Below are 26,753 nucleotides of genomic sequence, written 5' to 3'. Positions count from 1 at the left end.
AACGGCCAAGGGGAAAGGCCCCAAGAATCGCACGAAATACCTGGCCAAGAGTTTGGGATTGGATAAGTTGAGTTAAACGACGAATGCTAGATAGTCTTCCCTAAATAGCCATTCAAAAACTTAGGATGTATGTTCCATCTACCTAACGAAAATTGAATAACTCCATATGAACGTAGAAGTAGAATATACAAACATAAAAGGAATGTATATAAGTATTATGATTTTAAAACGTTTCTTATAACGTTTTAAAATCATTGATATTTTATCGTAGTCGGTATGCTTTTAATCCTATATTTCTTTTGAAATGGAAAGGTATATTCGAGCATAGGTTTAAATCTGTGGGTTTTCTCTCTCCGCGTTTTGGCTCCCGCGACTCTATTCTGACTGGCGATGGAGTACATCGCTGTAGGTAGACTCTTACAGGAATTTTCAAGCGAAAGGCCCATTAAACGAATTTGACGACCTTCTGGCAGCAGTGATGACCCAATCCTTCGAACGTAATGATGCCAGCGGTCATCTGGGCAAGCTCGTTTTAGAAAGAATACCTTCCCAGCCATCATCAAAAAGTAATTTCATACGGGTAAACTTCCCGTGCGTATCCTTGATAAATTCGACCTGCGACTCCGTATCAAGCTGAAAGAGCGTGGGAGATAGGGGGATGAGCTTGTCCTTTTTACCCTTCCTGTTACGGTTGGTTGAGATCAACTGTCCTTCTTGAATGGTAAAGACAAATTCCTCAAATTGCCCAACGTATCGACTCAATACAGGCACAGGCAATGATACAGGAAAAAGCTCTGCTCGCAACCGGTTTAACTGCCAACGGATTTTCCTTTGTTCTTCTTCACTGGCGGCAGTCCGTAGCCTGCTTAACCAGTAGTGTTGCTGGGCCTTGGTAAGTGCTTGTTCTTCATCCGTAACTACATCAGGCACTACACCCACCTGCTCCCAATCCGTTTTCGTCAACACATGTTCCCCGCGACTGTACGGAATAAAACCCACAAAGCCATTTCCCAACGCAAAACTTCGCGTCAAATGAGCCCCGCCCTGGGTTGTATCGCCCACCACCGTGGCTTTACGTAGTTGTTGTAAGGTGTAGGTCAGTCCTTCCGCGGCCGAGAAGGTACGTTTGCTGGTTAACAGAAATAGAGGCATGCCTACATACAGGCCATGCGTAACCGCGGCGTCAGGGGTTGCCCAGGATTCAGTCCATGTGTTCGTTATTCGACTGTAGCTCCGTCCTAACAAAGTGGGTGCATTAAAAAAGTAACGAATCATCTCACTCGCCATCACTGCATTTCCCCCGCCATTATTTCTCAGGTCAATCACTAATGCATCGGTGTAAGCAACAAACTGCAGGGCTGCTCTTACGGTATTTCTGGCCAGTGTGCTGGTATCTGCAAAATTGGTAAAATCTATATACCCCAGGTTGCCCGGCAGAATTGCCGCCTGTTTGAAAAAGAAATTTCGCCGTTGCTCCCCCGGATTCGCGTTCCGGTTTACGTGTGGATCTTGATTAAACGCGTGGATTCGTTTTTCAAGAGCCGGATCATACCGGATGGACAGATGCTTATCGGGGTGGATCTTTAGTACCTCTTGGCTGAGCCACTGGGCCAAGCGGTGCGGATCAGTGATCGTGTTGTAAACGCCCTGGTTCATTTGACTTTTTAGGTGAGCTCCCATTGCTACAGCCAGGTCCGGATAAACGTAGTAACGGCATAAAGCCTGAACTACGCTATCAATCACTACGCTTTTTAGCGGCTTATCCAGTTTCACTGACGGCTGATCCTGAGCGTATAAAGCCGTCGTAAAGCTTAGTAAGAAAAAACCTAACCCCATTACTCTGTTCAAGTGTCGCATCGTCGGTTCAGCGGCTTTTGTGTGGTGCAAGCCGGTAACAAAGCTGAGGATGCTGTCACAGTTAATGGCTATAGAAAAGCTTTGGAAAAGCCTTAGATTTCCTGGACTTCAAAAAGCCGGTGGTTTTATTCGTACTTTCAGTGCCCAACATAGCTCTGCATGACGACTGAACGCTTCATACTAAACGGAAAATACCTGGTTGACCCAACCAGGCATGTCGTTAAAGATTTAACGCAGGAAGAAGAAGTTCGCTTAGAAACCCGGGTGATGACTCTGTTGTGCATATTGGCTGAACATGCCGATCAGCTGGTAACGCGGGAGATGCTGGTTAAAACCATCTGGAATGACTATGGCGGGGCCGATGAAGCGTTAACGCAATCCGTGTCCCACCTTCGAAAAGTGTTACAGGATACCAGCAGAACGATCATTGAAACGATTCCTAAAAAAGGCTACGTACTACATGCCTCGGTAGCGGCACCTGCAAACCCCTCAGGCTCGCTACCGATACCCAGACGAGCCAACCAGCTGAACAAAAGCGGGTTACTTTACACCTTGACAATTGCACTGGTCAGTGGCGTTGCCTGCTGGTTTTTCTTCAATCGATCAACGGACCGTCGGCTGGTTAGTCACTCAACCGCCGTGCCTTTTTGGAAAGTAAACCAGTCCGTCGATGAAACTAATTTGAACACCATTACTACCGTAGCACCCGACCGTACGCGGTACAAATTGATCGTACACGGTGACAGCAGACCAGCCTTTTACATCAACGATCGACTTTTAACACCGGATGAGATGGAGCCACACCTGAACCTAATCTGGCAGCTGGCCGCAGTGTTACAGCAGAGGCAAAAAGAGTCGGCTGACGAATCTAATTAAGGTTCAACTTTCAGGTTATGCCCAACCTGCGTTAGTTGAAACTTACCCTGAATTCCAGTGGGGAAAGGTTGGTTTTGTTTTTAAACAACTTACTGAAAGATTGAGCGTGCTCAAAGCCAAGTTCGTAAGCAATCTCACTGACGTTCAAATTGGTAGTAGAAAGCTTTTCTTTGGCCTTTTCAATTAGTTTATAGCGGATGTACTGCTGAGTATTCTGGCCAATCAGTGAACGCAGCAGATCGCTCAGATACCCCGGGGAAATGTGCAGATGTTCAGAAAGAAACCGTACCGTAGGCACTCCCTGGTGCAAGGACAGGCCCGTTTTGAAATATTCATCCAGAATCGCTTCTACCCGTTGTAGTACGTCATGGTTTACCGATTTACGCGTAATAAACTGCCGCCGGTAAAAGCGGTTGGCGTAGCTGAGCATTAGTTCAATCTGGGCGATAACAATATCCTGGCTGAACTCATCCATGCGGCTACTCAGTTCTTTTTCTATGATTTGGTACACAGCTAAAATCACTTCTCTTTCGCTGTCTGACAGATGCAGGGCCTCATTGGCCGTGTACGAGAAGTAGCCGTATTGCTTCATTTTATGGGCTAATGGATGACCCAGGAAAAAATCGGGATGGATGAGCAAAATATAACCCTCCGCATTTTCCGCGTAATTGCCCCTACCTACGAGCTGGTTAGGGGCCACAAACAACATACTGCCCTCGTCGTAATCGTAATGGCCCTGACCATAACGCAACCGACCGCTTAGTTTTGTAATAAAAGTTACTTTATAAAAATCCAGCACATCGTAGGCCGGCAGTTGGCGAGATCAGGAGTATTGCCAAGCGTAAAATTCATCACGCTAATCAGTGGATGTTGCGGCTTGGGCAAACCAAATACCTGATGGACCTGTGATATGCAATTGATCCGAATGAGTTTTTCGTCGTTTTTCATAGATAGGATTACTGCTTGTGTCCAACGATTGTTGGCCACAAGCAGTATAAGATTTTACCAGGGTACCATTGCTTCGCCGGGACCAGTAAATATGCCGGAGGGGCCCTCTTCATCCAGAACAACCCGGATGGGCTCACGCGATCCTTCTTCCACCGTATCCGTCCCCTGAAAGTTATTGAGGGCCGTAGCGGTAAAACCCGGACTGACCGCACGAACATTAATCTTAGCCTCTTTCAGTTCGATGGCCAGCGATAAAGTAATGGCATTAAGGGCCGTTTTGGATGCTCCATATATCACTTCGAATGATCCGTAATAAGGCCAGGAAGGATCCGAATTCAGAGTCAGCGAACCCAGGGCACTCGAAACATTGACAATACGTGCTGCCTTTGACTGGCGGAGCAGTGGTAAAAAAGCCTGCGTAACCGCAAGGACTCCGAAAACATTGGTTTCCCAGACACTACGCATTTCCTCAAGCGAAGCCACGCTGGCCCGGTTCGCCTGCATAACCTCTTCGAGGGGACGGCCTGGCTTACCGGCGTGGGAGATCGCGGCGTTATTGACCAAAAGGTCAAGATAGCCAGACTCCTTTTGCACCTGCTCCGCAGCGGCCTGAATGGACGACGGAACGGTAACGTCTAACTGAATCGCCCGGGCCTGACCGCCGATGTCTTTTGTTGCGGCCTGTCCATTTTCCAGGTTACGTGAACCTACATAAACCACGTAGCCATTTGCGGTTAATGCTTTGGCAATTTGAAAACCCACTCCCTGATTAGCACCGGTTACGAGTGCAACTTTCGATTGAACGGATACCTCTGACGGTACGATTGCTGATTGATTTGACTGCATGTGATAAAGAATGAAATGATGCAGCAAAGCTCAGCCTTCTCAGAACGGGCTTTGTAGCCAAAGTCAGACTCTTTGTAGCCGAATCGAGGATATAGTACACTGGCTTACAAGCGTTTCCGGGTACGCTAGTAAACGGATCATCCCTTACTAGGGGATGATTTGCAGTAGAGGTTGATTGGCCCGTAAACTATTTTTGCGAAACAGTGATGGAGAAACATTGACCTTCTTACGGAAAAAGGCAGTAAAAGCCGCCTGCCCCGAAAAACCGAGCCCGTCGCTGATCTGGTTGATATCCCAATCCGTTTGTACCAGCAGGGCTTTTGCTTCGTGCAGCAGACGGTCCTGGATATGTTCCCGCAGCGTTTTGCCCGTATGGTTTTTAATCAGGGCATTTAAATAATTGGGATGAACGTGCAACTGCTCCGCGAACTCGGCGGCGGTTTTCAATTGTACCGAATCGTCAGGGCTCTGTACCTGGAAGGAAGATTCCAGCAAAGCTAGAAAGCGGTAAATGTAGCCATAGCTGTCTGAAACGGGCCTTTGAGCCCTGTTTTTTCCGGCCCGCTTACTTTCCAGTAACACGAGTTGTAACTGTAACAGGATGGCCTGTTTTTTATCCTCTGCATCGGCCCGATCTTCAGTAAGCATGGTCGCAAAGCAGTTATCAATCACCAACGATTGACGATCCTCCAACTGGACAACGGCCTGGTCGGCCTGGAAATAGGAAAACTGTCTCAGGAGTTGTAGAACATGGTCCGCGTCGTGGCCGAAATAATCCGGGTGAATCAGACAGAAATGCCCGCCCGTTTCCTCGGAGGTCGTTTGCCAGGACATAATCTCGTCGGGATGAACAAAAGCGATTTCATCCGGTCCCATCGCATAGCGATGCAGTCCAATGGTAAGCGTACCGGTGCCCGAGGTCATGTGGAAGATCTTGTAAAATTTCCTGCGGTGGGGGGAGATATAATCCTTGACCGGATATTCGTCACGATTTTCAACGATGAAATAGCTGGAATGAACCGGATAATGCTCCACCTGCCACAAGGGTATCTTGTACTCCTCTGCCGCGAATGTTTCGAGTTCGACCCGCGGTATACCTATCGTTTCCATAGTCCTGCTTGTATGATGTACAATATACGTAATCTGCTGGCTTCCTACCGTTCCTCCCTGGCAGGGGAATAGCGAAAAAACCAGCCAGCAGACTTCTCCATCTGGTGGCTGGTAGGATGTACTCTACTAATGAGACGGATCTCAATAATCGGTAGATTTGCTTACGCGTTCAAAGGCGTTCAGGTCCTGTTGCAGCATCTCGATTTTATGGTTGGCCATGGCGAAGGAATCAGAGCCCAGAAACAGATGCAGCGGCTTAGTGTCCATTTCGGCTACCTGGATAAAGGCCGCTGCCGCCTTTTCGGGGTCTCCCGGCTGGTTACCACTGATGTGTTCGTTATGCACGGTCTCCAGCTCGCGTGCTTCTGTGTAGTCGGCAATGGGATGTGCCGCCGTACGCAGGGAGCCCTGCAACAGAAAGTTGGTTTTGAAGTAACCAGGGTATACAACCGTTGCGGAGATCCCCATGGACTTCGTCTCGGCGGATAACGCCTCGGTTAAGCCGACCACCGCAAACTTGGTAGCGTTATAAATGCCCCAGCCGGGAAAGGTACCTAGGAAGCCAGCGATGGAAGAGATGTTGAAAAACGCCCCTGCCTTCTTTTCGCGAAATAGCGGCATTACCTGACGAATTACGTTCAAGGTTCCGAATACGTTTACATCAAAGTTCGCCCGGGCTTCTTCAGCACTCAGTTCTTCCAGCGTACCCAGTTGACCGTAACCGGCATTATTGACGACTACATCGATGGTGTCAAATTGGCTTCCAATCTGCTGCACCGTATCCGCCATAGCCTGGGTATCATTTAAATCTACCTGCAGGGGTAGAAAGGCATCGCCGCTGTAATTTACCTCTTCCTGCAGGGCCTGGACATTGCGTGAAGTCGCTGCCACTTTATAGCCTTCAGCTAACAGGCGTTTTACCAGTGCCAGGCCTAATCCTTTAGAAGCTCCCGTAACGAACCAAACTTTTTTTGTTGCCATGCTTTTCTTTGTTTTTGTCTGATACAAAGGTGCATAGTCTGGTACGTTAGGGTTTATTCAAACGAAAGCAGTATTTGTTAGTTTCAAAGATTCATTCAAATGCCATAATCCAAGTAAACCCAGTAAAAACCTGTGCATAACGCGGATTTCGGCTTTGTATCAGCGGTCCTGTAACCTCATCAGCATCATTTGTAACGTCAGTGTTACGCTTTTTCATCCATACAACCGATATAGACAGTTCATAGACGAATAAGATAATCGCGGCTTTTGGAGGTGTATGTTACCCAGGTAGTATAAATTGAAACATGAGTGATAGCCTGCCCGTAAAGCTCTAATGATCTTTGTACCAGGTAATGCTCTGCTACCCCGTCAACAATAATCCATTAACCAATTTGCCCCCATGGATTTTTCCATGGCTGGTTTCCCCCGCTCCGCTATGGCCTTTATTTCTACTACCTCCACTTGTCCTAACTGCCGTTGTAATGATACGGAAAGACGCCGGCGTCCTTTAGTAGTCAAATACTCGTTATTCTTTTTGAGTACCCGCTACTACCAGTGTATGCGTTGCCGACGTTTTTTCCTGAAAGTATAGATACGAGTTTAAGCCCTTAACCCCGGATTCTTAGTTTTAACCCCCCCGAATTCTTAATCGATACCCTGGGGCTTCTGTCTAACGATAGAAGTCCCGTTTTTTTTATCTACCCCAGGTTTGGAATCCAGAATACTCAGTTCCAGGGACTAAAAAGTAAAACTTGCCTTCTTAAGATCGTTTATGAGTGAAAACGGTTCATGCGGTATTACGTTACCTGACCCATACCCAAGCGTTGCTGCGTTGAAGAACTAACCCCGCAGGCGGGAACGATCGCTTATTACCTGATTAGATAAACGCCAGACATTCTGTTCGTTCGAAAACATAAGGCGATTATTAGTATAGGTATACTATAACGTTTAGACCAAAGCGTTATAGTACCTCTACTGGCTTTTGCTTCCGATTTCTGAATGAGCACCCCTATCTCTTTGCATTCGTTTGCAACGCCATTGCTGCTTGGGAGAAGGTATTTTGTTGGATTTCTGCTCATTCCCTGCTACTGCCTCTGCCCGGTTGACGATCCTTCAACTCAACCAAAGCTGGGACAGAAATTTAGTAATAACTGAACAATCCCCTGATACATAATAACATTTGTTAATTAATAGAGTCTCTTTTTAAATTCCACCTTCATTTTTTTTATAAGCTTATAGAATGCCCTTATTATTGTCATTACAAAGCAGCTATCAGTCCCCATTCGTTGCTTTACCGCCAAAATATGAAACGATTACTCCAAAGCTATTACTGGTTTTGGTACCTGATTTTTTGTCTACTTTCTTTTAGCAGTATCGGTCAACCTACTGCAACAGGTAATCTCACGTACCCTAAACGCACCCTTACCCCCCGAAATGGTCTGCCTCAGTCTTTTATCTCTGGTCTTGTACAGGATCAGCAGGGTTTCATCTGGGTCAGTACACGCAATGGTCTGGCCCGCTTTGACGGGAAGCATTTCAAGGTTTTTCAGCATAGCAAGCGTGATAGTACTACCCTTAGCTCTAATGTAATTGCTTACTTGACTCCCGACGCCCAGAATCGCATCTGGATTCAGTATGAAAGTACCGCTCTGGATGTATTTGATCCGGTTACCGAGCAAATTACGCACATTGCAAACGATCCGCTTTTTCGAAAGAACCCCAAGTACTTTGTCAGTCAGGGTTTGCTGCTCGACCACGCAGGTAACATTTGGGGCATTGAGCGTGAGAATGGTCTGTACTGCTACGACCTGAAGCATCAAAAGCTTACGCATTTTACTCAGCAAACGCATGGCTTACCCTCGAATACCGTACGGGGTATCCTGGAAGATCGCCAGCACCGCCTCTGGGTGATTACTATGGGCGGCCTGGCCCGTTTGGAGTCCGGGCGTTTTCAGCACCTGTCTACGCCTTTTCCGCTGGAGTTTGGCAGTAGCCGCTCCCTGTCTACCGACATCATTTCCATGATCGAACGGCCCAATGGAGAGTTGATCTTTAGCGATGCCAAAAAGCTTATTTTCTATCATCCGCAACGTCGCAGCTTCCGATCAGTTCCGTTTTTACACGATGAAAACCTATCGATTCGCTGGATTCGCCGGGGGCCTGATCAAAAGGAGTACTGGGAATTAAACGGGAAAGTCTATCAGTACGATGATCAGCAGGGCATCCGTCAGGTAGCCGAAACCCAGTTGAAGACGATGAAAGAAGCCTGTAGCTTTCTGGTAGATCGCTCGGGACTGATTTGGCTGGGTACGAATGCGGCGGGTCTTCACCAGATCGATTTAAATGCTCCTTACTTTCAGACCTCTGAAACCCATCATTCGTTTCACGAAGACTTGTTTCAGAAAGAATTTGGCGTTTCGCTGGGCCAGACCTTTGGCTGGTCGCCCCAGCACCCCGAATACCAGTTATCCAGTTACAACGTCCGATCCGCTTACGATACAAAGCATCGGCTCTGGGTAGGCCTTTGGAAAAACCTGGGGTACTGGGATGCTGCTGCCCGGCACTTTGTGCTACTGCCTTTACCCCCAGAACTGCTTTCGCAGAATTACCTGTACCAGGGCATCCGGGGACTTACTTTCGATGCTCAGGGCCAAGTATGGATTTCTGGTCAGGATGGCTACGTGGCTAGCTTTGATGAAGGTACCCGGCAATGGAAAACCCAGAGTCCGGCCTCGGTTTTTGCCCGGGCTATACAAAAGAAAAATGCTCGTCCGATTATTCCCGTTGATCTTGCCGTCGACGAGAAGACCATTTATTTAACCACTGAATTTGATGGTCTGGTGCTCATTGACCGTGCCACGCATCAAATCCAGCAGCTTACCCACGAAAACGCATCGAAGGTACTTCCCACCAGTCAGCTGATTGGGCTGGTACCGGACCCGGTCCGAAAAGACCTTCTCTGGATTGGAAGCTACGACGGTCTGATCTGTTTTCATAAATCGACCCGAACGAGCGAAATCTTTTCCCTGGATCAGGGGCTACCCGATAATTCCATTTACTCCATACTACCCGATGCACAGGGCAGTTTTTGGTTGGCTACCAACAAGGGGCTCTGCCAGTTTCATCCGGTTACGCACCAGATTCGCCTGTTTCAGGCATCGGATGGTCTTCCGGGGGAAGAATTTAACCGCTTTCATTACCTTCGCCTGCCTACTGAGAAACTGGCCTTTGGGGGTATCGAAGGCTGGACCCTGTTTAAACCCACGGGCTCCTTTCTGGATTCCTATCAGCCTACCGTGGGTCTGACTCAGGTTCTGATCAATAATACACCCATTGATCAGACACCGTTCCGGCAACCCCTGACGGCTCTGCAAACCCTGGATCTGCCCTACGATCACAACTCCATTGTTTTCGATTTTGCTGGTTTGCAGTACGATCAGCCCCATAAGCTCACTTACCGTTATCAGCTTCAGGGCTATGATGACACCTGGAATTACATCGGTCATGCCTCCGCAGCTCACTATACCAAGTTGCCCCCGGGCTGGTATACCCTCCAGGTAAATGTTACGAACACCAGCGGCGTGTGGAGTCCCCACGTGTACACGCTTTCGCTCCACATCCGACCCCCTTTCTATCTCACCTGGTGGGCGTATGCCTTCTATCTGTTGCTGGCGGGAACTGTAGTAGGGCTCTACGTGAAATACCGAATCCGTCAGGATCGATTAACCCAGGCCATGGTGCTCAAGGAAAAAGAGGCTCAGCAACTTCGGTGGGTGGATGAGATGAAAACCAAGTTTTTCTCTAACATCACGCATGAGTTCCGTACCCCTCTCACGTTGATTCTCACGCCTGCCGAGCGACTCAAACAGGAAATCGAACTGCCCCACCAGCAACGCTGGCTGGCGGCCATTGAACGAAATGCCAACCAGCTACTCCGGCTCATCAACCAGCTCATGGATCTTTCCAAGATTGAGTCGGGGATGATGAAACTTTCGCTGGTTCGGGGAAATGTGGAAGAAATTTTTACGCGGCTTGTACACTCGTTTCAGATCGAGGCCGAACAAAAAGGCATTCAGCTTTCGCTGAGCTGCCACAGCCTGTCCAGTACTTATTGGTTTGACGTGGACAAGTTTGAACGCATTGCCTATAATCTCCTTTCGAACGCTATTAAGTTTTCCCATAGCGGGGATCAGGTTCAGGTGAGTCTGAGCAGTCAGCCCCCGGCCCATTATACCCGGCATGAAACCGATCCCGGTATTTATCTGACGGTGGCTGATACGGCTATGGGCATTGCTCCCGAGGTTTTGCCTCACATTTTTGACCGTTTCTATCAGGTGGATGAGAGCCATTTTAAACAGGGCACCGGCATTGGACTTTCGCTAGTAAAAGAACTGGTGGAACTTCAACTGGGCTTCATCGAGGTAGCCAGTGAACAAAACCGGGGCACCACTTTTGTCGTCTTTCTGCCGTATGCGGCGGCCGACCAACCCCTTGCTGAAACGCCAGCCCCGGAACCGATTGACTTAGGAACATCCGACCTGGAAACGTCCGAGGAGGTTCAGGCTCACTTGTTACTGGTGGAAGACAATGCCGAACTGGCGGAGTTCATCATGGATAGTCTGCCCCCCTATTACCGCATCAGCCTGGCTACGAATGGCCGCCAGGGCTATGAGCAGGCGGTTTCGCTGGTACCGGATCTGATCATTAGTGATATCATGATGCCCGTCATGGATGGGTTAGCCATGTGCCAGGCTATTCGAAAGGATGAGCAGGTGAGCCACATTCCCATCATCCTGCTTACGGCGAAATCGGCTTACGAAAGCCGCATTGAAGGGCTTTCGCATAAAGCAAATGGCTATTTGACGAAACCTTTCCACGTTGAAGAGCTGACCCTGAAGATTCGAAATCTGCTTGAGCAGCAAAAGCTTAGTCAGCAGTACGCTCGCCAGGGCTTAATTCAGGCAAGTCCTAGTCAGAAGCCCGCAGAGGATCCCTTTTTAACCCGCTGTTATAGCCTCCTGGAAGAACGACTCGACGACTCCTCGCTGAGCGTGGAAACCTTCGCCAGTCTGGTCAACATGAGCCGGGTGAACCTGCACCGGAAAATCAAGGCGTTAACGGGTCTTTCCGTCAGCGAGGTCATCCGTAACTACCGCCTGAAGCGTGCGACGGCTTTTCTGGAACAGGGGCTCAACACCTCTCAAACGGCCTATCAGGTGGGTTTTGAAAACCCCTCTTACTTCATCAAGTGTTTCCGGGATCTGTATCAAATGACCCCTCTGGAGTATGTAAAGAAGGTACACGCGTCGTAACGGTTGCTAAACAGGGTCTTTAACCGTAGTGAAAAACGTGTGAGCGATTTTCTGATACCATTGGCACTACTAATCGGTGATTACGCCTTGCCGCCAGTTTACCTGACTGAATAGACAAGTGCTGTTTCCTATCCAATCTAAACCAGCGTCGTTCTTAGGTACTGATTAAAACCGCCAATTCATCCGTAGGGCTACATACCGTGGCTGAAGGCGGTAACTCGATTCATCCAGGTATACAGCGTTGAGAGACGTAGTGAAATAGTATCGCGTATTCAAAAGATTTTGACCCACTAATTCGACTTCCCAGGGCTTTTCCACAGGCCGATAGCGAACGCTGGCATCTACCAGATAAAAATTGGTCTGCGAATACCGGCTTCGCCAGAACAGACCTTCATTCCAGAGCTGTACGCTCCATTCCCTGTGCAGCTTGCCGGTAAGCAATAAGCGGGGTTGTAACGTGGTTGTTTTTTGTCGTACCTCCATGACCGTTCTGCTCGTAAGCTGTCGGTACATGAAGGAAAGTTCAGCATTTACGGCCCCATCAAACGTGCTGAGCAGGTAAACCTTATAGCTCATCGATTGAAAAGGCAGGATTTGCACCCGCTGACTGCTATTAATCAGCGTCGGTTGCTGGCCTCGATGTAGCGTGCTTTCGAAACGCAATTTCATCGCTATCGGGGGGAAGTATTTGTCAAGAACCCCCTATATGCCAGTCCTGAATACTCCCCTCAAAAGGCACCAGCGAACTGAAGGAAAACAAATCCGTAACCGTATACCGGGGAATCACTCCTTTGGAACGAAGCTGATAACTGATATTTCCCATCAAAGTCTGGTAGGAAGCGAGTTGATTATGCCGAAACAGGAGTAGTCCGCTAGTGGTTTTCACAGGACGAAACGCCGCCAGCCCTCTGTAAAAGGAACGGTATGAACTGGGTTGGAAGCTATCCCAGATACTCTCTACTCCGGGTACCTGTACGCGATGCGTGAGATTCAGACTAAAGAGCTGTCGCAGGGAAGGCGTCTGGTAGGAAAGGCCCAGCATGCCATTCGGCTGCATACGCGTGGATCGGAGATTCGCCCGTCGGACCGCCTCCGTATGTTCCAGTTGATACCAGGGGAGTGTCACCTGAAAAGTATAGCCCCAGCGGCGATTTTGTTGCTTGACCTCGGCCAGGGGCACCACTACCCATTGGCGATACGCCCCTGCAATGGCCCAGGAGGAGTCGGGAAGCTCCGGCCCTGAATAACCCGAACGAAACCCGTCGGATTGCCAGTGCGATTCAATGCCCACTTTCCAATACGTTTTCGATTGGGAAGTACTATCCTTACTCCGGGACGCTTTCCAGAACATACTCGCTTGCCATTGGTTCCGTCGCTGGTGAATGTCGTAGTGTAAGCCTGGATAGTCCGCAGGGTTTAACCCATAAAAAAGGGCGTATCGCTGGCTGGTAAAGTCGGCGGTCAGGGGTTGGGTTACTGATGTCAGATTCGTTGTTACGACGAAGGCATCCTGCGAGCGAAGTTTGTGTACCCATTCCAGCTCATGGTGCTGGGACTGCGAGCGAAGCGTACTGCCCAGCCTGACTCGCTCGGTAAGGGCCAGGTTGGCAGTATAAAGCTGATTTCGCTGCGTCTGTTCCTGACTGTTCATCTCAGCAATCCAGCGAAACGACTGGCGGGTTCCCGGGGTATAATCCAGTCGCAGACGGCCATTCCACTGTCGGGGTTTTTCCGTTTGCCGGATGGAGTCCTGAAGTCGGATTTTACGCTCGGGTAAGGTAAGTTCAGTTGTGGTAATAGCCTCCGCCTGCTGCCGGTCTCGCCAGCCATTGCCTTCTACTTTGAGCTTAAGATTCCTGAAAAGCTGTACATTGACATCCGTACCCAGCAGGGCGGCCTGGTTGAAGAGAAAGCGGCGACGCTCCACTTCGTTGGGCGTTATGATACCCAGGCCGACATTGGCAAGCCGCTGACTTTTCACGACAGGAGCCAGACTCATAAACGCGGCATCCCCCGTGAGGGCGTTAGGAAAAGGACTTGCTACTTCCTGCCCAATCGTATTGGCACTGCCGATGATGCCGACCTTGGTCCGGCCCTTCAGCGAGAATAAACTACCGTTCAGGCTGCCCCGTTTTAAGGTGCCGGATTCAACCGCCACATTCCCCATCAGCCGGGTTTTCCGTTCGGCTTTGACCTGCAGGTTAAGTACTGTTTCGTCCGATCGTTCAATGCCACGAAGGAGCGGATTTTCCGTATGGTGCTCAATGGCCTGTACCTTGTCAATGAGGTTGGCCGCAAGATTTTTGGTCAGCAGCGTATAGTTCTGACTAAAAAGCTCCTGGCCATCCAGGTAAAGTTTACGAATGAGGCGATTGTTATAGTACAGACGCCCATCCGAACGAACTTCCAGGCCGGGCAATCGTTTCAACAGATCCTCTACCGAGCGTTCAGTACCATTGGCAAACGACTAAACGTTAAATTCCAGCGTGTCGCCCCTAATCTGTACGGGAGGACGGGGCCGGGTAATCACTACTTCGCCGAGCTGAACCGGACGGGATTTCAGAGTAATCGTATGCGGAGCCACCCATTGTCCGGCAGGCAGCTGGGTCGGAGCGTAGCTCATCGCATGCACGCGAATCAGCACGTTTTTCAGGGAACCTGCTGGTAATACGATCGTAAATTGTCCCTGAGCATTACTTTTGGTGTAGGTCAGATAGGTTGTATCCATCCCCTGAAACGCATGAACGGAGATGACAGCCGACGGAATACCCTGACCCTGCTCATCCTGTACTTTACCCGTTTGGGCCAGCGTAGATCCTGCCGCCACCAGTAAAAAGAGAATAGAGTAAAACGCATAGTTCATCCAAAAAATGATCACGATTTAGTATATACGTTTAATACCTGTAATCGAAAGCCTTATTTCGCTGTTTCCAGCTGAAATGGGTATACATCTATGGAGTATACCTTCGAACGGTAGGTTAAACTAGTAATGCTATTCCCCTGATCGTCTGGTTTGGGAAGGGGCCGGGCATTCATCATCTTATCGTAATTGCGAAGGTCTTCTTCCAGTAACCGGGCAAATTCCGGAGAATTTACGTTCCTGGGGCTACCGAAAGGACAAGCCGGACGAAGCGTAAGCGAATGATCCATCAGGGCGTATTTTTCCAACACCATTACTACCCGGCGATCCGTGGAACGGGCTTCCACAATCAGCCCCGGAAGACCATATAGTTTCCAGGGGCCATCCTGAAGGGGTATGTCCGGAGCAAACCATACTTCGTACTCGCGGCCACGTACCTCAGCCCGGGCCGACTGGCACTGCCACTCGCCAATGTTACGCCGCTGGCTGGAAATTTCCCAGGGAATGGGTTTTAGACTATCCTCTACACAATATTTTCTGGTTCTGGAGCTTTCAGGAGCAAGCATTCGGTTTTGGGCAAAATCTTTGTAGATGCCTTGCGTACCTGATGTGTTTAATAGCTGTGTATTTTGGGTATGGACACCGAGTTTGGCATCCACCGTTCGAAATTCCGATTGCTGTGCGTGGAATCTTAGCTCACACGTCTTTACTATGGACTGGGTTGTATCGGGTTTTAAACGCGTTTCAACGCGATAAACTGCTACGCCTGAAAAAGATTGAGCGACAGCCTCTCGAACGAATACAGTGAGAAAGAGAACGAATAATCGCATTGGTTTTAATGCTTAGGTTAAGGACAACTAAATGTAGTTAAAATAAAAATATTTCTGGTAAATTATCTACTTAGTATAGCAAGTTATTCCGAACGAACTATCACGATTAAAGCAGTACTCTGGAAAACAGTATGGCCTGTACTACAAGTTTGTTCCGGGTCATTATAAGATTTTTAACCTATCCACTAGCTGAACTTCTGTTCCCTTTGCAATGCTATACCCGTAGTATACATTACAACTTACTAATGATAAATTTTTTAATTCTATCTAATTCAGAAGAATCTAACTCTTACTAATTAGCCCCAGACCTATTCGTAATGAATATCCAAACATAGCTCTATGTTACGTCTAATATTATTGCATTAGTAAAGGTTAGCAAGGATATACCTAGTACTATTTGTAAACCCAAAAAACTTTGCTGAACTACACTTTTACTAATTCCTTGAGAAGGTTATTTATCAAATCTAAAAACAGATATTATAAGCTATTTATATGTAATCGTGTAATTAATCATATAATTTTATTAGATGATATAAGCAGGCATCCGTATACGAGCATTTTCTTACTAAAGCTTATAGGGAAAGGCTCATTTAGGCTCAGGATTAAACCAATCCCCAGTCTGAGATCACGTACCACCTTTTGATCAGATAAGCTAGAATTTGCTCCAGCACTAGACGTTTAGGCTTATAGCAGGCTTTCCAGCTGGGCCCGGTAGGACGCTCCTACAGGAATTTGCCGTGAAGCCATTTGAATCTCAGAACGACCCATTCGTTGGATGTACCGGATATTGACCACAAAGGAGCGGTGCACGCGAACGAAATCACCCGCAGGAAGCAATTCCAGCAATTCGGGCAGACTGCTTCTCACGAAGATGGTTTGCTGAGCCTGACAGACCTTGACGTAATTGTCGGCTGACTCCAGATACTCAATCAGATGGGGCTGGATACTGACCCATTCGTAGCCATCCTTGACAAAAAGGGGTGTCGAAGCCACTGCTCCGGATGAGCGGTGGCGATCCCGGACCTTCTGCGTTGCCTGCAAAAAACGGTCAAAGGCAATGGGTTTGAGCAGATAATCCGTCACCTCCAGCTCATAGCCTTTCAGGGCATGCTCGGGGTAAGCGGTCGTGAAGATCACCGCCGTTTGCCTGCGAAGGATTTCGGCCATTTCCAGTCCACTCAGTACGGGCATATTGACATCAAGAAAAATCAAATCCACCGCTTGCGAGCGTAAAAAATCCAGTGCTTTACGGGGATTGGTAAACGTGCCTTTCAGTTCCAGAAAAGGAATACATTCGGCAAAAGTCTGAATGATTTCCAAAGCAATGGGCTCATCATCAACGGCCAGGCAGGTAAGCATAGCAAGGTTTTAGTAACGTAGCAAGGTAGCTAGATCGTGTCGAGATTCATACAAAGTTGCACCTGATAGGTCTGTTCATCCGATTCTACCCGTAAGGTGTGCTGATGGGCGTAGAGCAAGTGCAACCGTTTTTCTACGTTTTTAAGACCAATGCCGGAGCTGCCCAGTACACTAGTTTTAGGAACCACGGAATTAGCCAGTTTCATTTCCAGTCGCGAATCGTTACAACTAATCTTCAATCGAATCCAGCAGGGAGCATCCGTGCGGATACCGTACTGAAAGGCGTTTTCAATGAATGGAATCAGCAAAAGTGGAGCGATCAAAAGTTCAGGGATCTGCGTGGGAAGTTCCGTCTGAATGACGATGGAAGCATCGGTAGGAATTCGTTTTCGCTGGAAGTCAAGATACGCCTGAATGAAGGCAAGTTCCCGGGATAAGCGTACCTGCTTCTCGGCATCTGTACCCTGTACGTAGGCCATGAGAGCGATTAACTCGCGAAGACTTTGCCCGGTAGCCGTACCGGCTAGGGAAGGCTGGGTACTAAGCAATTGTTGAAGCTGGCTGAGTACATAGGGATTACTTTGTTGTTTCTTTTGCTTCTGTAGTTGCTTTTCGAGATGCCTGGACTGGTGGTACCAGAGAATAGCCTGATAAACGACCGCAGTACTTACGTAGGGTATAATGCTAGAGACCCAAATCACGATTACACTTCTGAGCATCCGCAGGTAATCCTGAAACGTATGCGTGACTTCCCAGAAATACTGCGTGCCAAAGCCGTGCGTAGAGCCTGATAGGCTGAATCCATCCTTACCAGCCACTGGTTAATGGTAAACTGACTATTTATGATGATCCAGTACGCAACCGCCAGGCCCCAGAGGCCTGCCAGGTACGTTAGCCCTTTCCTTAGCACAGCCGTAACTCCGCCCTTTCTGACCCATAACGGCTGAAATAAAAACCTAAAATGGACATAGGTAAAGATCGACCAGATTAAACTCTGGACCAAAGCCCCTTCAACGCCTGCGATGATTTTGTACCATACTGTCGCCATAGAGAACTCCTTCAGAGGTGCATGGGTCAGGTAATAAAGATAGGCGTAGTAAACAAAGCTCACCAGCCCCAGCACAAGGGCTACCCTGATCAGCACCTTCCGGTCGGACCAGACGGGAAGTTCCGAGTCCCTTTCAACAGGTAGGGTTTCCCGGGCCTGCGTAGCGATCTGTTGAATGGATTCGATGATGGAAACCTGTTTTTCCCGCAGGGATTGACCATAAATCGTATTTAGGGCATTATATAGAAAATGAGGATTGATCTGGGCTTTCAGTAACCCCAGTTCAGACTCCCGGGCGGCTCGTGCGAGTTGCCTGCGTCGATAAAAGGCATCCACGGCCAGGTAACAGAATCCTAGCAAGCTATATAGAATCACAAAGCCCAGCAGACTGGAGAGAAACTCTGCTCCCCGGAGCCACCCGTTGAGGGATTCGATGAAGGCTTTGATCGCTTTTCCTGGATGAATGAGGCGGTCAACGTAAGCGGAAAAGGTGATCGAATTCGATGGACTAACAACGTCGATGAAAACCTGACTAAAAAGAACACTGACTCCGAAGCCAAGGATACGCCCGGGAAAATTTCTTTCGGGTTGGGAAGAAAAAAGGGGTTTGATGACAAGCTGATAACTAACCAAGCCCATCAAAGCGAATGCAAGGGCGACTAGAAAGGTGCTCGCCTGCAGGTACAGGGTATCCTTCGACAGATAGTATTTAACCAGATACCAGAATAAGAATAGACAGACGAATTGCGTACTAAAAACGATTCGGTGACGAGCCAGGCGAAGCATATCCTTTGTTTCATTGATCAAAACAAAGCAAATACCGCTGAGACGGGCAAACAAATAAAAGGGATGAATCGCCAGTCAGCTGGGGTGAACAGGTTTGCTTAGGCCGATAGCGGGTGGGTAAGGGCGTGTTGGGTACTTATGTCAATTAGGCCTTCAGAAGGCAGGAGCTGAACTAACAGGACTATAACTAGCTAAAAGTAGGGCCTCAGAAGAAGTAGCGTCGCTGGAAGCGACTTCCGAACGCACCTGTTCGGCTGAGATATGGACCAGGACCGAAGAAGCCCTGCGGTTTGTGAGCACATTCGCCGACACCCCCGGGGCCAAAGGCTACCCATCCTTGCTCTAACGGGTTTTGGACAGGAAGCCGGTAAGCGGCCGGTTTTGATGGGCACCTGCTCAAGCTCATTGATTACACCCCTTTGCCTATGATTCTGGCCAGGATCATAGCAACCAAAAAGAAGGACAGAATCGTTAGCCCAAAGGCTGACGAAACCATTTTTGATCAAACCTACAAACGGAAGGAGTTACCAGGATCTCAAAAAACTCAGGTTAACGCCCTATTCATCAGATTATTAATTTACATCAGGGCGATTAGGATGCTTGCAATCCGACCAGTAGCGAATCACGGAATCGAGCTGCTTTTGAAAAGCTTTCAAATCCGGACTTTTTTCAAAAAACCCCTGAATGGTTAGATGATAGGCTTCTTCGAGTTCTCTTTTATAAATGGGGTGAGAAAAGAAAACAAACGGAATAGCTTTGGTCCTGATTTCCTCATCCTCATCCAGTTTCTTTCGAAGCTCCATGCCGCTCATACCGCCCAGATGCACTTCTGAGATAATTAGAAAAGGTTGCAGACTTTTACTTTGCAGAGCTGTCAACAAATCCTCTCCTTTATTGAAGAACCGAAGCGGAAGGGAAGGAGCTATATCATGAATGATCGTTTCATAAACGTGCTGATCATCTTCATCATCTTCTAAAATGACTAAGGGATGCGTATCATAGGAAAAAGAAGGAGTCATAGTCTGATAGGGTGATTGACAAAAAATAGTATTTCTAAAAAATCATGCGAAAGGTGTCTTATTTCCTTAGAGTAGTATAATTACCCGGGTTTGGATAAAAGTGCAAGGGAACACCACTGGCAGGACGATGCGAAGAATTCGCTCAGTTTTCTACGGATGCAGGGGCAGGTACACATGGAATAAAGCACCTTTCCCCAGCTGACTCTCTGCGGTGATCAGGCCGCCGTGATTATGGGCTACTTTTTGACAAATGGATAGTCCAATGCCCGAACCCTTGAATTCGGATTTACCATGCAGCCGTTGAAATACCCCAAAAATACGTTCGGCATATTTTTCGTCGAAGCCTACGCCGTTATCCTGAATGCTGAGCTGGTGGTACATCCTGGCTTTTAACTGTAACTGACCTGGTAACTGGGTAAGCGGTACAACCTGGGCATTGATGACAATCTGGGGAATTTGCTTATGCCCACTTTGGTCTTTACTACTGAACTTCAGAGCATTGGATACCAGATTTTGCCAGAGTTGCTCGAGTTGCAGGGTATCGCCCATCACGTTTGGTAACGGAGCAATCTGCAATTGAGCCTGCGTTTCCTCCAGCGAAACGGATAAGTTTTCCTGAACCCGGTCCAGGATTTTGTTCAGGTCTACCAGCTTTAGCTCGGGCGTAGCATTGGAAATTTGTGAAAAAGCCAGCAAATCACTCACCAGCTCACTCATGCGGGCGGCGGAATAGCGGATCCGATCCAGGTAGGTTTCGTTCAGGACCCGATCCCGATCGTACTGTTTGACGAGTAAGTCACAAAACTGACGAATCTTTCGCAGCGGTTCCTGCAAATCGTGACTGGCAACGAAGGCGAATTGCTCCAAACTCTCGTTCGAGCGGCTCAGGTACTCGTTGGTTAGTACCAGTTCTTCGTTGCTGGCCTGCAGGTTTTCGTTGGAAGTGGCCAGCTCCCGCGTACGGTCTTCAACCTTGCTTTCCAGCACTTGCTGCATCTTTCGCTCAGGGGTTACATCCCGCACAAAACCACGGATATGCGTAGCCCGGCCCTGATCGTTAAAATGCGTGTTTCCCAGGGCATAGAGCGTATAGGTTTGCTGGGTTCGGGGGTTGACTATTTCAAATTCCACTTCCAGCCGTCGCTCGCCCTGCAGCGACAACGCTTGCCGATAGGCTTCTTCCAACATCTTCGCGTTCAAAGCCATGGAATCAATTTGCTCGAACGTCAAGGCAGATGTAAAGCCAATCCAGCGGGTAACACTGCGGGAAAAAGAAAGGATTTTTTCTTCCACGTGAATGTTCCAGGTACCGAGCTCGGCCAGATCCACGGCATTCTGGAGGGATTGACTCGATTGCTCGATTCGCTTCTGCAGCTTTACCTGATCCGTTACATCAATGGAAAAGCAAAGGACTCCGTAACTTTGTCCATCTTCCTGTAGTAAAGGAGCATAGCACACATTAAAAAACTTGTGGCGGACCTCACCTTTTTCCAAGATCCAGGCCGGCAGTGCTTTTTGCTCAAAAACCTCCCGTTTTGTATATACTTCTTCAAGTAGCGTCAGAAAAGGCTGCCCTTCAATTTCTGGCATTACTTCGACGAGGGGTGTATTTAATGAAACAGGACCCTTACCAGCAATTTCGATGAAAGCCCGATTGACGGTAGAGAGTCGGAAGTCTGGCCCAATCAGGCGGGCAATGGATACGGGAGCCGATTGAATGACCTGTTCAAGCTGAGCCTTTTGAGCCTCCAGTTCCTTTCGCAGGTGTACCTGCCCGGTCACATCCGTAGCGATAACCAGAATCTGTGTGTATCCCTGCCTGGCCTCATCCCATTGAGGCTGAAAGGTAAGGTCTATGTAATGGATCGGACGGTTTTCGGTGGGGGGCAACGGCACCTCTACTTCCTTGACCCGCAGAGCCACCCCGGAAGAAAGGCCCTGCCGTAAGCTTTTCTCAAGGACTTCCCCCTGGGGCAGGGTTCTCGGGAATGACTTCCCCAGAAGTTCTTCCGCCGTCTTTCCTTTCAATGCCGCATAGCAGGCATTGACCCGAAGGTACGTAAGCTCTTTTCCATCGAGCAAAGCCAGGCCCACCAAAGAATCATCCAATAGTTCAAAGAATGACTGTAACGGATCCAGACGAGTCAGATCAGCCGGTGGAGCAACGGCCTGAACGACGCCCCGAAGTACTACGCTTTCGTCCTCCCGCCCGGAGCTTCCCCACAAACGAACCCACTGACCGGCCTCCCCACTCCTTTGAACAGTAAAATCAACTTCCAATGCCTCCCGTGAAGCCTGCTCGAAAAGCGAATACACCTGATTCTGAGAACTGAGCTGGAAGCATTTAAGGAACATCTGACCATCGGCTTGGGCTGCAATACCTAATAATTGCTGAGCATACGCATCAGCATGCAAGATTTTAGTACTCGAATCCCAATGCCATGTTCCTAGTTTGGCAGCGTTCAAAGCTAAAAGGATGGAGGGGGGGATATTAGCAGATAACATCAACAGAGCAAGAATACTTAGGCGTTAATCGGATAACCCGTTTGGAATGAAAAAGTTATCGATTTTCCATTAGAAAAGAATAATCGGCTCAGCGGAAATGTTCTATTTATACCGTGCTTTATCTTCTTGAAACCAGAATGTTGAGCTGGAAAATCTAACGATTTTACAGAGCCATACCTTTAAGACCTTTTTGTGTACAAAGTATAATCGCTGCCACTACCCGACTCGTTTCTACCGGGAAATTTCGAGTACAGGCCAGAGTAGACGTTATTAACCAGGATTCGTGTGATCTGATCGTAGAGTCGGGTAGAACCTTACCGCATCAAACTACTGCCCCACTAACAAAGTCATCGAGTATTCTAAATATCAGGAAATTATGTCCCCATAGAACAGGCTCTATGGTGACACAGATCTGTTACAACCTCTTCTGAATACGGTCTCTTTACAATCCTTGTCCCCTGATTACCTACGGATTGATCTGGCTGAATACAGCGTCCCGTTGCTGACGCAGGTACTCCGCTGCACCAATGGCGGCTTCGTAGGTATCCGTCTGTAGGGCATCTATTACAGCGTTAATGAAGTCGTCCATGGGCATCAACTGGTCCTTGCTGTTGTCATAATTGTCCTGGTGCCCCAGATTAGTACCTACGGCTGGGGGAATGATTTCGAATACCCGTACGGATGTATCCCGTAGCTGGTGACGCTGCGAAACACTAAATGAATGCATCGCAGCTTTCGTGGCACAGTACACCGGCACGCTTGCCAGAGGCGTAAACGCCAACCCAGAGCTTACGTTGACCAGAGCAGCTACTGACTGCTCCTGGAGGTGCTTAACGAACAGCCCACCCAGGTGAATGGGAGCTAAAAGATTGGTTACCAGCTCGGTCATGACTTTCGCTGGATCGATCGGCTGCGTAAGATCCACTTGCTGCATGATCCCCGCATTATTGATCACGATATTCAGCGTTGGATAATGAGTCGTTGCCCAATCCGCCAGCTCCTGACGCTGCTGTTCGTCGGTGATATCGCCTAAGTAGGTACTTATTCCCGCGTGTTCAGCCGCTAACTGATCAAGTTGTTGCTGGTTACGGCCGCAGGCAATCACCTGGTTGCCCATTTGGTGGAGTCTGCCAGCCAGGTGTAGGCCGATGCCAGAGGTAGCTCCGGTAATGAGAATGGTTTGCTGAGTAAGATTCATCGTTAACTAAATAATCCAATAACCCGGTGTTTGAGAATACAGGGATTTTTGAGTACAAGACTGTTTGACTATATAAGTCCTATTTGCCTAAAAAAGTTATTCTGACAACAATTCTGGTCAACGGATCCAAACGATCAGTCTCACTTTTGTTTACCTAAGCTTCACTAGGTATTGACTTGGATATGGCCTTTCTTATTCTATACTTCCCATTTTATTTGCAAATACTATCAGGAATAAGTCCTCGATACACTGTTTTTAAAACCTGTATTCTTTTATTGGATTTATAGCTTATTAGTGATTTAATAAGTTAACTATTTATAGGATTCTATTTCAGTAAATAGTTAAAGTAAAGACATTTATATAAAATAGCTTGTAAGGTAATAAACGTGCCATAGTTATTTTTACATTTTTTGAGTATTGAATTCATCGATGCTACTCTAAAACCTTCTAAATTAAAGCAAGTATCGAAAATTAAGCACAAATACTAATATTAAAATAAGCATAAATACCTATGATTCAATATTATTAATCAAACATGAGTCAGCTATAAGGTAATTTGATTACTTTGTAAAAACTATCCAATATTATTTGTTATTTATAGCATGATTCCTTATATTATTTTGCATATACTACGTAAACTGTTAACTAATTTTACCCCTGCGTTCTTCTTTTTGACTTTCATTACCTGTAGCTGTACTTTTTCTAACGAAGGAGATCATTCCAAACAAATGCATACATGGTATTACTCGATTGATCATCAGTTCAATACCATAGGTTTTAATAAGGCTGTACATACATATGATTCTCTTTTCCATACCCTTCCTTTTGTAAGTACTATTGATCAAACCACCTACTATTCGCACATGCGTTCGTTGAGTCAACGAGATTCTGTACACGCAACTATTTCGAGTTTTTATACGGATAGTATTATCCACTTACTTTCTCCTACTACTTTACAAAAAAAGTATCCGAAAGAATATGCGAAGGCTTTACTTTTGAAAGGAGATGATTTACTAGCCAAGCGAGATTACTCGAATGCCTACCGAAGTTACTACGATGGAAAACTTGTCCTAACCGAGTTGAATGAAGTTTGTGAATACAGTCGTTATTCCAGTCGTATTGCGAATGTATCTTACAAGGAAGGCAATTATTATCAGGCCATTGATTTTTGGAAAAAGAGTATGAAGAACTTTCCTACTGTCAGGACTCTGCTGATTTTGAATTAATGTTTATCGAAAAGCAAGGTTGCTTAGATAACATTGGTGTAAGTTATATGTATCTCAATAAGTTAGACAGTGCCCAATTTTACTATCAGAAAGCGTTAGATTTTATCAACTCCAGTCAGAAGTATTTTCCTGAACACAAAGATTTTATAGATTATTCCCGCATTGTAGTGATGAGTAATCAGGCGGAAGCGTACGCTTTAGCCAATAATTCGGCAAAGGCTGAGCTTATTTTTAAACAATGCCTAACCGAGGGCGACAAAACGGCATATGCTTTTGATAATTCTCAAGCTACACGAATTGCCCTAAGTAAATTATACATAAACACAAAGCAATACGATAAAGCTTCGCATGAATTGGCTATTATTAAAAAAGGTCTGAAACACAAGCCTAATCCGGAAATTTTCAGTTATTGGCAACGCTTTTACAGTAGAGTTTTATCTGGAAAGCAACGTTACAGGGAAGCCAGTGAACAACTTCTGGAATATGCAGAAATGCAATACAAACATACCTTAGCAGCCAGAGCGGAAAACAAAACCGACGTTGGTCAAATATTAGCCCAAATAGAGCAGCAGCACCAGATACGTTTATCCGAAGAAAAACAAAAGCAACAAAATGTAATTCTGGGCTTAACCATTTTAGTAGCTTTATCCTTAGCCATTATCACGCTCCTGGTTTGGAAAAACGCACGTAATACCCGTAAAAATATCGCAACATTGATTTCCTTCAATCAGGTAATTGCACAAAAAAATATTGTTTTAGAAGATACCGTACAGGCTTTGGAAGGAGCTCAGGACCAAAATCAAAAATTTCTAAAATTAATTGCCCACGATCTAAGGAATCCCATCGGAGCGATGAGTTCAGCTTCTCAATTATTATTTGTAGAACAACAACCTTCTGATCATCAAAAGCAAATTCTGACCATTATTCAGGAATCATCTAGCAAAGCACTTTCCTTGATTTCTGAAATTTTATATAACAATTCCGGAGGTATATCCCTTAAAAAAGAATCTGTTTCATTTGAAGAAGTCGTTCAGTCCTGCGTGGATATGTTGAGCCATAAAGCAGCAGAAAAGAGTCAAACCATTGCATTTACTTTCGAACCTGTTTTAATCTCATTAGATCGCGAAAAAATTTGGCGGGTAGTCAGTAATTTAGTAACCAATGCTATAAAATTTTCGTACACTAACCAATCTATTCGTATCAACATCCAGCATAAAAAATATAGTACGGTTTTATCCATCATGGACCAGGGCATAGGAATTCCAGCAGATATACGAACGACTATTTTCAATGATTTCACAACCGCCAAGCGAGTGGGTACTGCGGGAGAACAGACTTTTGGCCTCGGTTTATCAATTTGCAAACAGATTGTAGAGGCACACGGTGGTAAAATCTGGGCAGAGAGCAGTCCGGGAGTGGGCAGTACGTTTTATGTAGAACTTCCCTTCTTATAGTTTATCGATTATTGAGGTTAGTTCCTGGTTTCTCTCTGTCATTACCTTTTACAGGAAAACTACAATGCCATGGTGCTTTCCAGTTTGAGATTATCTTCATACGAGCTTACTTACTTTTTTCATACGAGACTAAAGGCCGTTGAATCAATAGTATGAAGAAAAAGATACGTTACCCCGGTTTATAATCTTTCACAACGCACATTTTGTTGTAGTTATAAAATACAAACTAAACAATCTAATGTCAATAAATTATTAAGGGTCTTACTTAACGCCTATCAACTGGAGATAAAACCTTTCAGCTTTACAGAAAAATCAGCTCAAGTTTGGTTAATTGTAATTTGATTTCGTAAAAGCCAATTTGTAATGATTTCACCCATCGGGTATCGATAAAAATGGAATGTTTGGCAGAATACAGAAAACGATCGTTTAATTGCAATAACTAACTTAGGTTTGAATCAATTCAACATAAAACTGGTTATGCAACAGGAAAAGAAAGCATGAGTCATGTTAACCGAACATGCCTTTAATAGATAATATA

Annotated in this window: 19 protein-coding genes; 4 read left to right on the top strand and 15 right to left on the bottom strand. The window is 46.9% G+C overall.

The genetic code is table 11. The features are described from left to right. Positions 1 to 513 precede the first annotated feature (513 nt). On the bottom strand, positions 514 to 1,857 hold the full coding sequence (locus BWI93_RS25135; protein ID WP_094816554.1) for a S41 family peptidase: 1,344 nt from the start codon (positions 1,855 to 1,857) through the stop codon (positions 514 to 516). 159 nt (positions 1,858 to 2,016) lie between these two features. Here BWI93_RS25135 and BWI93_RS25130 point away from each other — a divergent pair, with 159 nt between their 5' ends. Beyond that, entirely contained in the window at positions 2,017 to 2,733 is a 717-nt protein-coding gene (locus tag BWI93_RS25130) for a winged helix-turn-helix domain-containing protein (RefSeq protein WP_094816552.1), read from the top strand. Between the two features lie 31 nt (positions 2,734 to 2,764). Here BWI93_RS25130 and BWI93_RS25125 read toward each other — a convergent pair whose 3' ends face one another. From BWI93_RS25125 to BWI93_RS25110, 4 genes are all read right to left on the bottom strand, one after another. Then, positions 2,765 to 3,484, bottom strand: coding sequence for a helix-turn-helix domain-containing protein (locus tag BWI93_RS25125; RefSeq protein WP_369679220.1), 720 nt, complete (start codon positions 3,482 to 3,484; stop codon positions 2,765 to 2,767). 251 nt (positions 3,485 to 3,735) lie between these two features. Beyond that, on the bottom strand, positions 3,736 to 4,527 hold the full coding sequence (locus BWI93_RS25120; RefSeq protein WP_094816550.1) for an SDR family NAD(P)-dependent oxidoreductase: 792 nt from the start codon (positions 4,525 to 4,527) through the stop codon (positions 3,736 to 3,738). Positions 4,528 to 4,674: 147 nt separating this feature from the next. Then, positions 4,675 to 5,637, bottom strand: coding sequence for an AraC family transcriptional regulator (locus tag BWI93_RS25115; protein WP_094816548.1), 963 nt, complete (start codon positions 5,635 to 5,637; stop codon positions 4,675 to 4,677). Between the two features lie 141 nt (positions 5,638 to 5,778). Next, a complete protein-coding gene (locus BWI93_RS25110; RefSeq protein WP_094816546.1) occupies positions 5,779 to 6,618 on the bottom strand; it encodes an SDR family NAD(P)-dependent oxidoreductase in 840 nt (279 codons plus the stop codon). A gap of 1,304 nt (positions 6,619 to 7,922) precedes the next feature. On the opposite strand from BWI93_RS25110, the gene BWI93_RS25105 reads away from it, so the two are divergent. Then, the gene (locus tag BWI93_RS25105) at positions 7,923 to 11,930 is read left to right on the top strand and encodes a two-component regulator propeller domain-containing protein (RefSeq protein WP_094816544.1); all 4,008 of its coding nucleotides are present in this window, start codon (positions 7,923 to 7,925) and stop codon (positions 11,928 to 11,930) included. 165 nt (positions 11,931 to 12,095) lie between these two features. Here the strand turns inward: BWI93_RS25105 and BWI93_RS25100 are convergent, their stop codons facing one another. The 10 genes from BWI93_RS25100 to BWI93_RS25055 form a co-directional block, all read right to left on the bottom strand. After that, the gene (locus BWI93_RS25100; protein ID WP_094816542.1) at positions 12,096 to 12,599 is read right to left on the bottom strand and encodes a TonB-dependent receptor; all 504 of its coding nucleotides are present in this window, start codon (positions 12,597 to 12,599) and stop codon (positions 12,096 to 12,098) included. Positions 12,600 to 12,621: 22 nt separating this feature from the next. Next, complete coding sequence (locus BWI93_RS25095) at positions 12,622 to 14,358, bottom strand: hypothetical protein (RefSeq protein WP_141217597.1); 1,737 nt, start codon at positions 14,356 to 14,358, stop codon at positions 12,622 to 12,624. Between the two features lie 39 nt (positions 14,359 to 14,397). Beyond that, a complete protein-coding gene (locus BWI93_RS25090) occupies positions 14,398 to 14,808 on the bottom strand; it encodes a carboxypeptidase-like regulatory domain-containing protein (protein ID WP_141217596.1) in 411 nt (136 codons plus the stop codon). A gap of 38 nt (positions 14,809 to 14,846) precedes the next feature. After that, complete coding sequence (locus BWI93_RS25085) at positions 14,847 to 15,620, bottom strand: GLPGLI family protein (RefSeq protein ID WP_094816536.1); 774 nt, start codon at positions 15,618 to 15,620, stop codon at positions 14,847 to 14,849. Between the two features lie 684 nt (positions 15,621 to 16,304). Next, a complete protein-coding gene (locus tag BWI93_RS25080; protein ID WP_094816534.1) occupies positions 16,305 to 16,979 on the bottom strand; it encodes a LytTR family DNA-binding domain-containing protein in 675 nt (224 codons plus the stop codon). Positions 16,980 to 17,008: 29 nt separating this feature from the next. Beyond that, entirely contained in the window at positions 17,009 to 17,680 is a 672-nt protein-coding gene (locus BWI93_RS25075; RefSeq protein WP_141217595.1) for a hypothetical protein, read from the bottom strand. Between the two features lie 2 nt (positions 17,681 to 17,682). After that, positions 17,683 to 18,813 carry a histidine kinase gene (locus tag BWI93_RS25070; protein ID WP_094816530.1) on the bottom strand — a complete coding sequence of 377 codons (1,131 nt, stop codon included), beginning with the start codon at positions 18,811 to 18,813 and terminating at the stop codon, positions 17,683 to 17,685. Between the two features lie 572 nt (positions 18,814 to 19,385). After that, complete coding sequence (locus BWI93_RS25065; protein ID WP_094816528.1) at positions 19,386 to 19,832, bottom strand: response regulator; 447 nt, start codon at positions 19,830 to 19,832, stop codon at positions 19,386 to 19,388. Positions 19,833 to 19,982: 150 nt separating this feature from the next. After that, entirely contained in the window at positions 19,983 to 22,247 is a 2,265-nt protein-coding gene (locus tag BWI93_RS25060; protein ID WP_176454332.1) for an ATP-binding protein, read from the bottom strand. 556 nt (positions 22,248 to 22,803) lie between these two features. Next, positions 22,804 to 23,535 carry an SDR family oxidoreductase gene (locus BWI93_RS25055; protein WP_094816524.1) on the bottom strand — a complete coding sequence of 244 codons (732 nt, stop codon included), beginning with the start codon at positions 23,533 to 23,535 and terminating at the stop codon, positions 22,804 to 22,806. 728 nt (positions 23,536 to 24,263) lie between these two features. On the opposite strand from BWI93_RS25055, the gene BWI93_RS27990 reads away from it, so the two are divergent. Further along, positions 24,264 to 24,761, top strand: a complete 498-nt coding sequence (locus BWI93_RS27990; RefSeq protein ID WP_176454331.1) for a hypothetical protein — start codon at positions 24,264 to 24,266, stop codon at positions 24,759 to 24,761. Then, positions 24,704 to 26,215 (top strand): tetratricopeptide repeat-containing sensor histidine kinase, encoded by a 1,512-nt coding sequence (locus BWI93_RS25045; RefSeq protein ID WP_141217594.1) that lies wholly within the window; start codon positions 24,704 to 24,706, stop codon positions 26,213 to 26,215. Before BWI93_RS27990 ends, BWI93_RS25045 begins: the two co-directional genes overlap by 58 nt. Positions 26,216 to 26,753: the final 538 nt, after the last annotated feature.

Origin of the sequence: Siphonobacter sp. BAB-5385 (genome assembly GCF_002261125.1) — a bacterium.
Classification (GTDB): Bacteria; Bacteroidota; Bacteroidia; order Cytophagales; family Spirosomataceae; genus Siphonobacter.
This window is presented reverse-complemented; position numbering and strand designations above follow the sequence as displayed.

Coding starts and splice junctions, on each gene's coding strand:
- BWI93_RS25105 (WP_094816544.1), top strand. CDS start 7,923: ATGAAACGATTACTCCAAAGCTATTACTGGTTTTGGTACCTGATTTTT.
- BWI93_RS25135 (WP_094816554.1), bottom strand. CDS start 1,857: ATGCGACACTTGAACAGAGTAATGGGGTTAGGTTTTTTCTTACTAAGC.
- BWI93_RS27990 (WP_176454331.1), top strand. CDS start 24,264: ATGCATACATGGTATTACTCGATTGATCATCAGTTCAATACCATAGGT.
- BWI93_RS25100 (WP_094816542.1), bottom strand. CDS start 12,599: ATGAAATTGCGTTTCGAAAGCACGCTACATCGAGGCCAGCAACCGACG.
- BWI93_RS25055 (WP_094816524.1), bottom strand. CDS start 23,535: ATGAATCTTACTCAGCAAACCATTCTCATTACCGGAGCTACCTCTGGC.
- BWI93_RS25065 (WP_094816528.1), bottom strand. CDS start 19,832: ATGACTCCTTCTTTTTCCTATGATACGCATCCCTTAGTCATTTTAGAA.
- BWI93_RS25080 (WP_094816534.1), bottom strand. CDS start 16,979: ATGCTTACCTGCCTGGCCGTTGATGATGAGCCCATTGCTTTGGAAATC.
- BWI93_RS25130 (WP_094816552.1), top strand. CDS start 2,017: ATGACGACTGAACGCTTCATACTAAACGGAAAATACCTGGTTGACCCA.
- BWI93_RS25120 (WP_094816550.1), bottom strand. CDS start 4,527: ATGCAGTCAAATCAATCAGCAATCGTACCGTCAGAGGTATCCGTTCAA.
- BWI93_RS25085 (WP_094816536.1), bottom strand. CDS start 15,620: ATGCGATTATTCGTTCTCTTTCTCACTGTATTCGTTCGAGAGGCTGTC.
- BWI93_RS25110 (WP_094816546.1), bottom strand. CDS start 6,618: ATGGCAACAAAAAAAGTTTGGTTCGTTACGGGAGCTTCTAAAGGATTA.
- BWI93_RS25115 (WP_094816548.1), bottom strand. CDS start 5,637: ATGGAAACGATAGGTATACCGCGGGTCGAACTCGAAACATTCGCGGCA.
- BWI93_RS25070 (WP_094816530.1), bottom strand. CDS start 18,813: ATGCTTCGCCTGGCTCGTCACCGAATCGTTTTTAGTACGCAATTCGTC.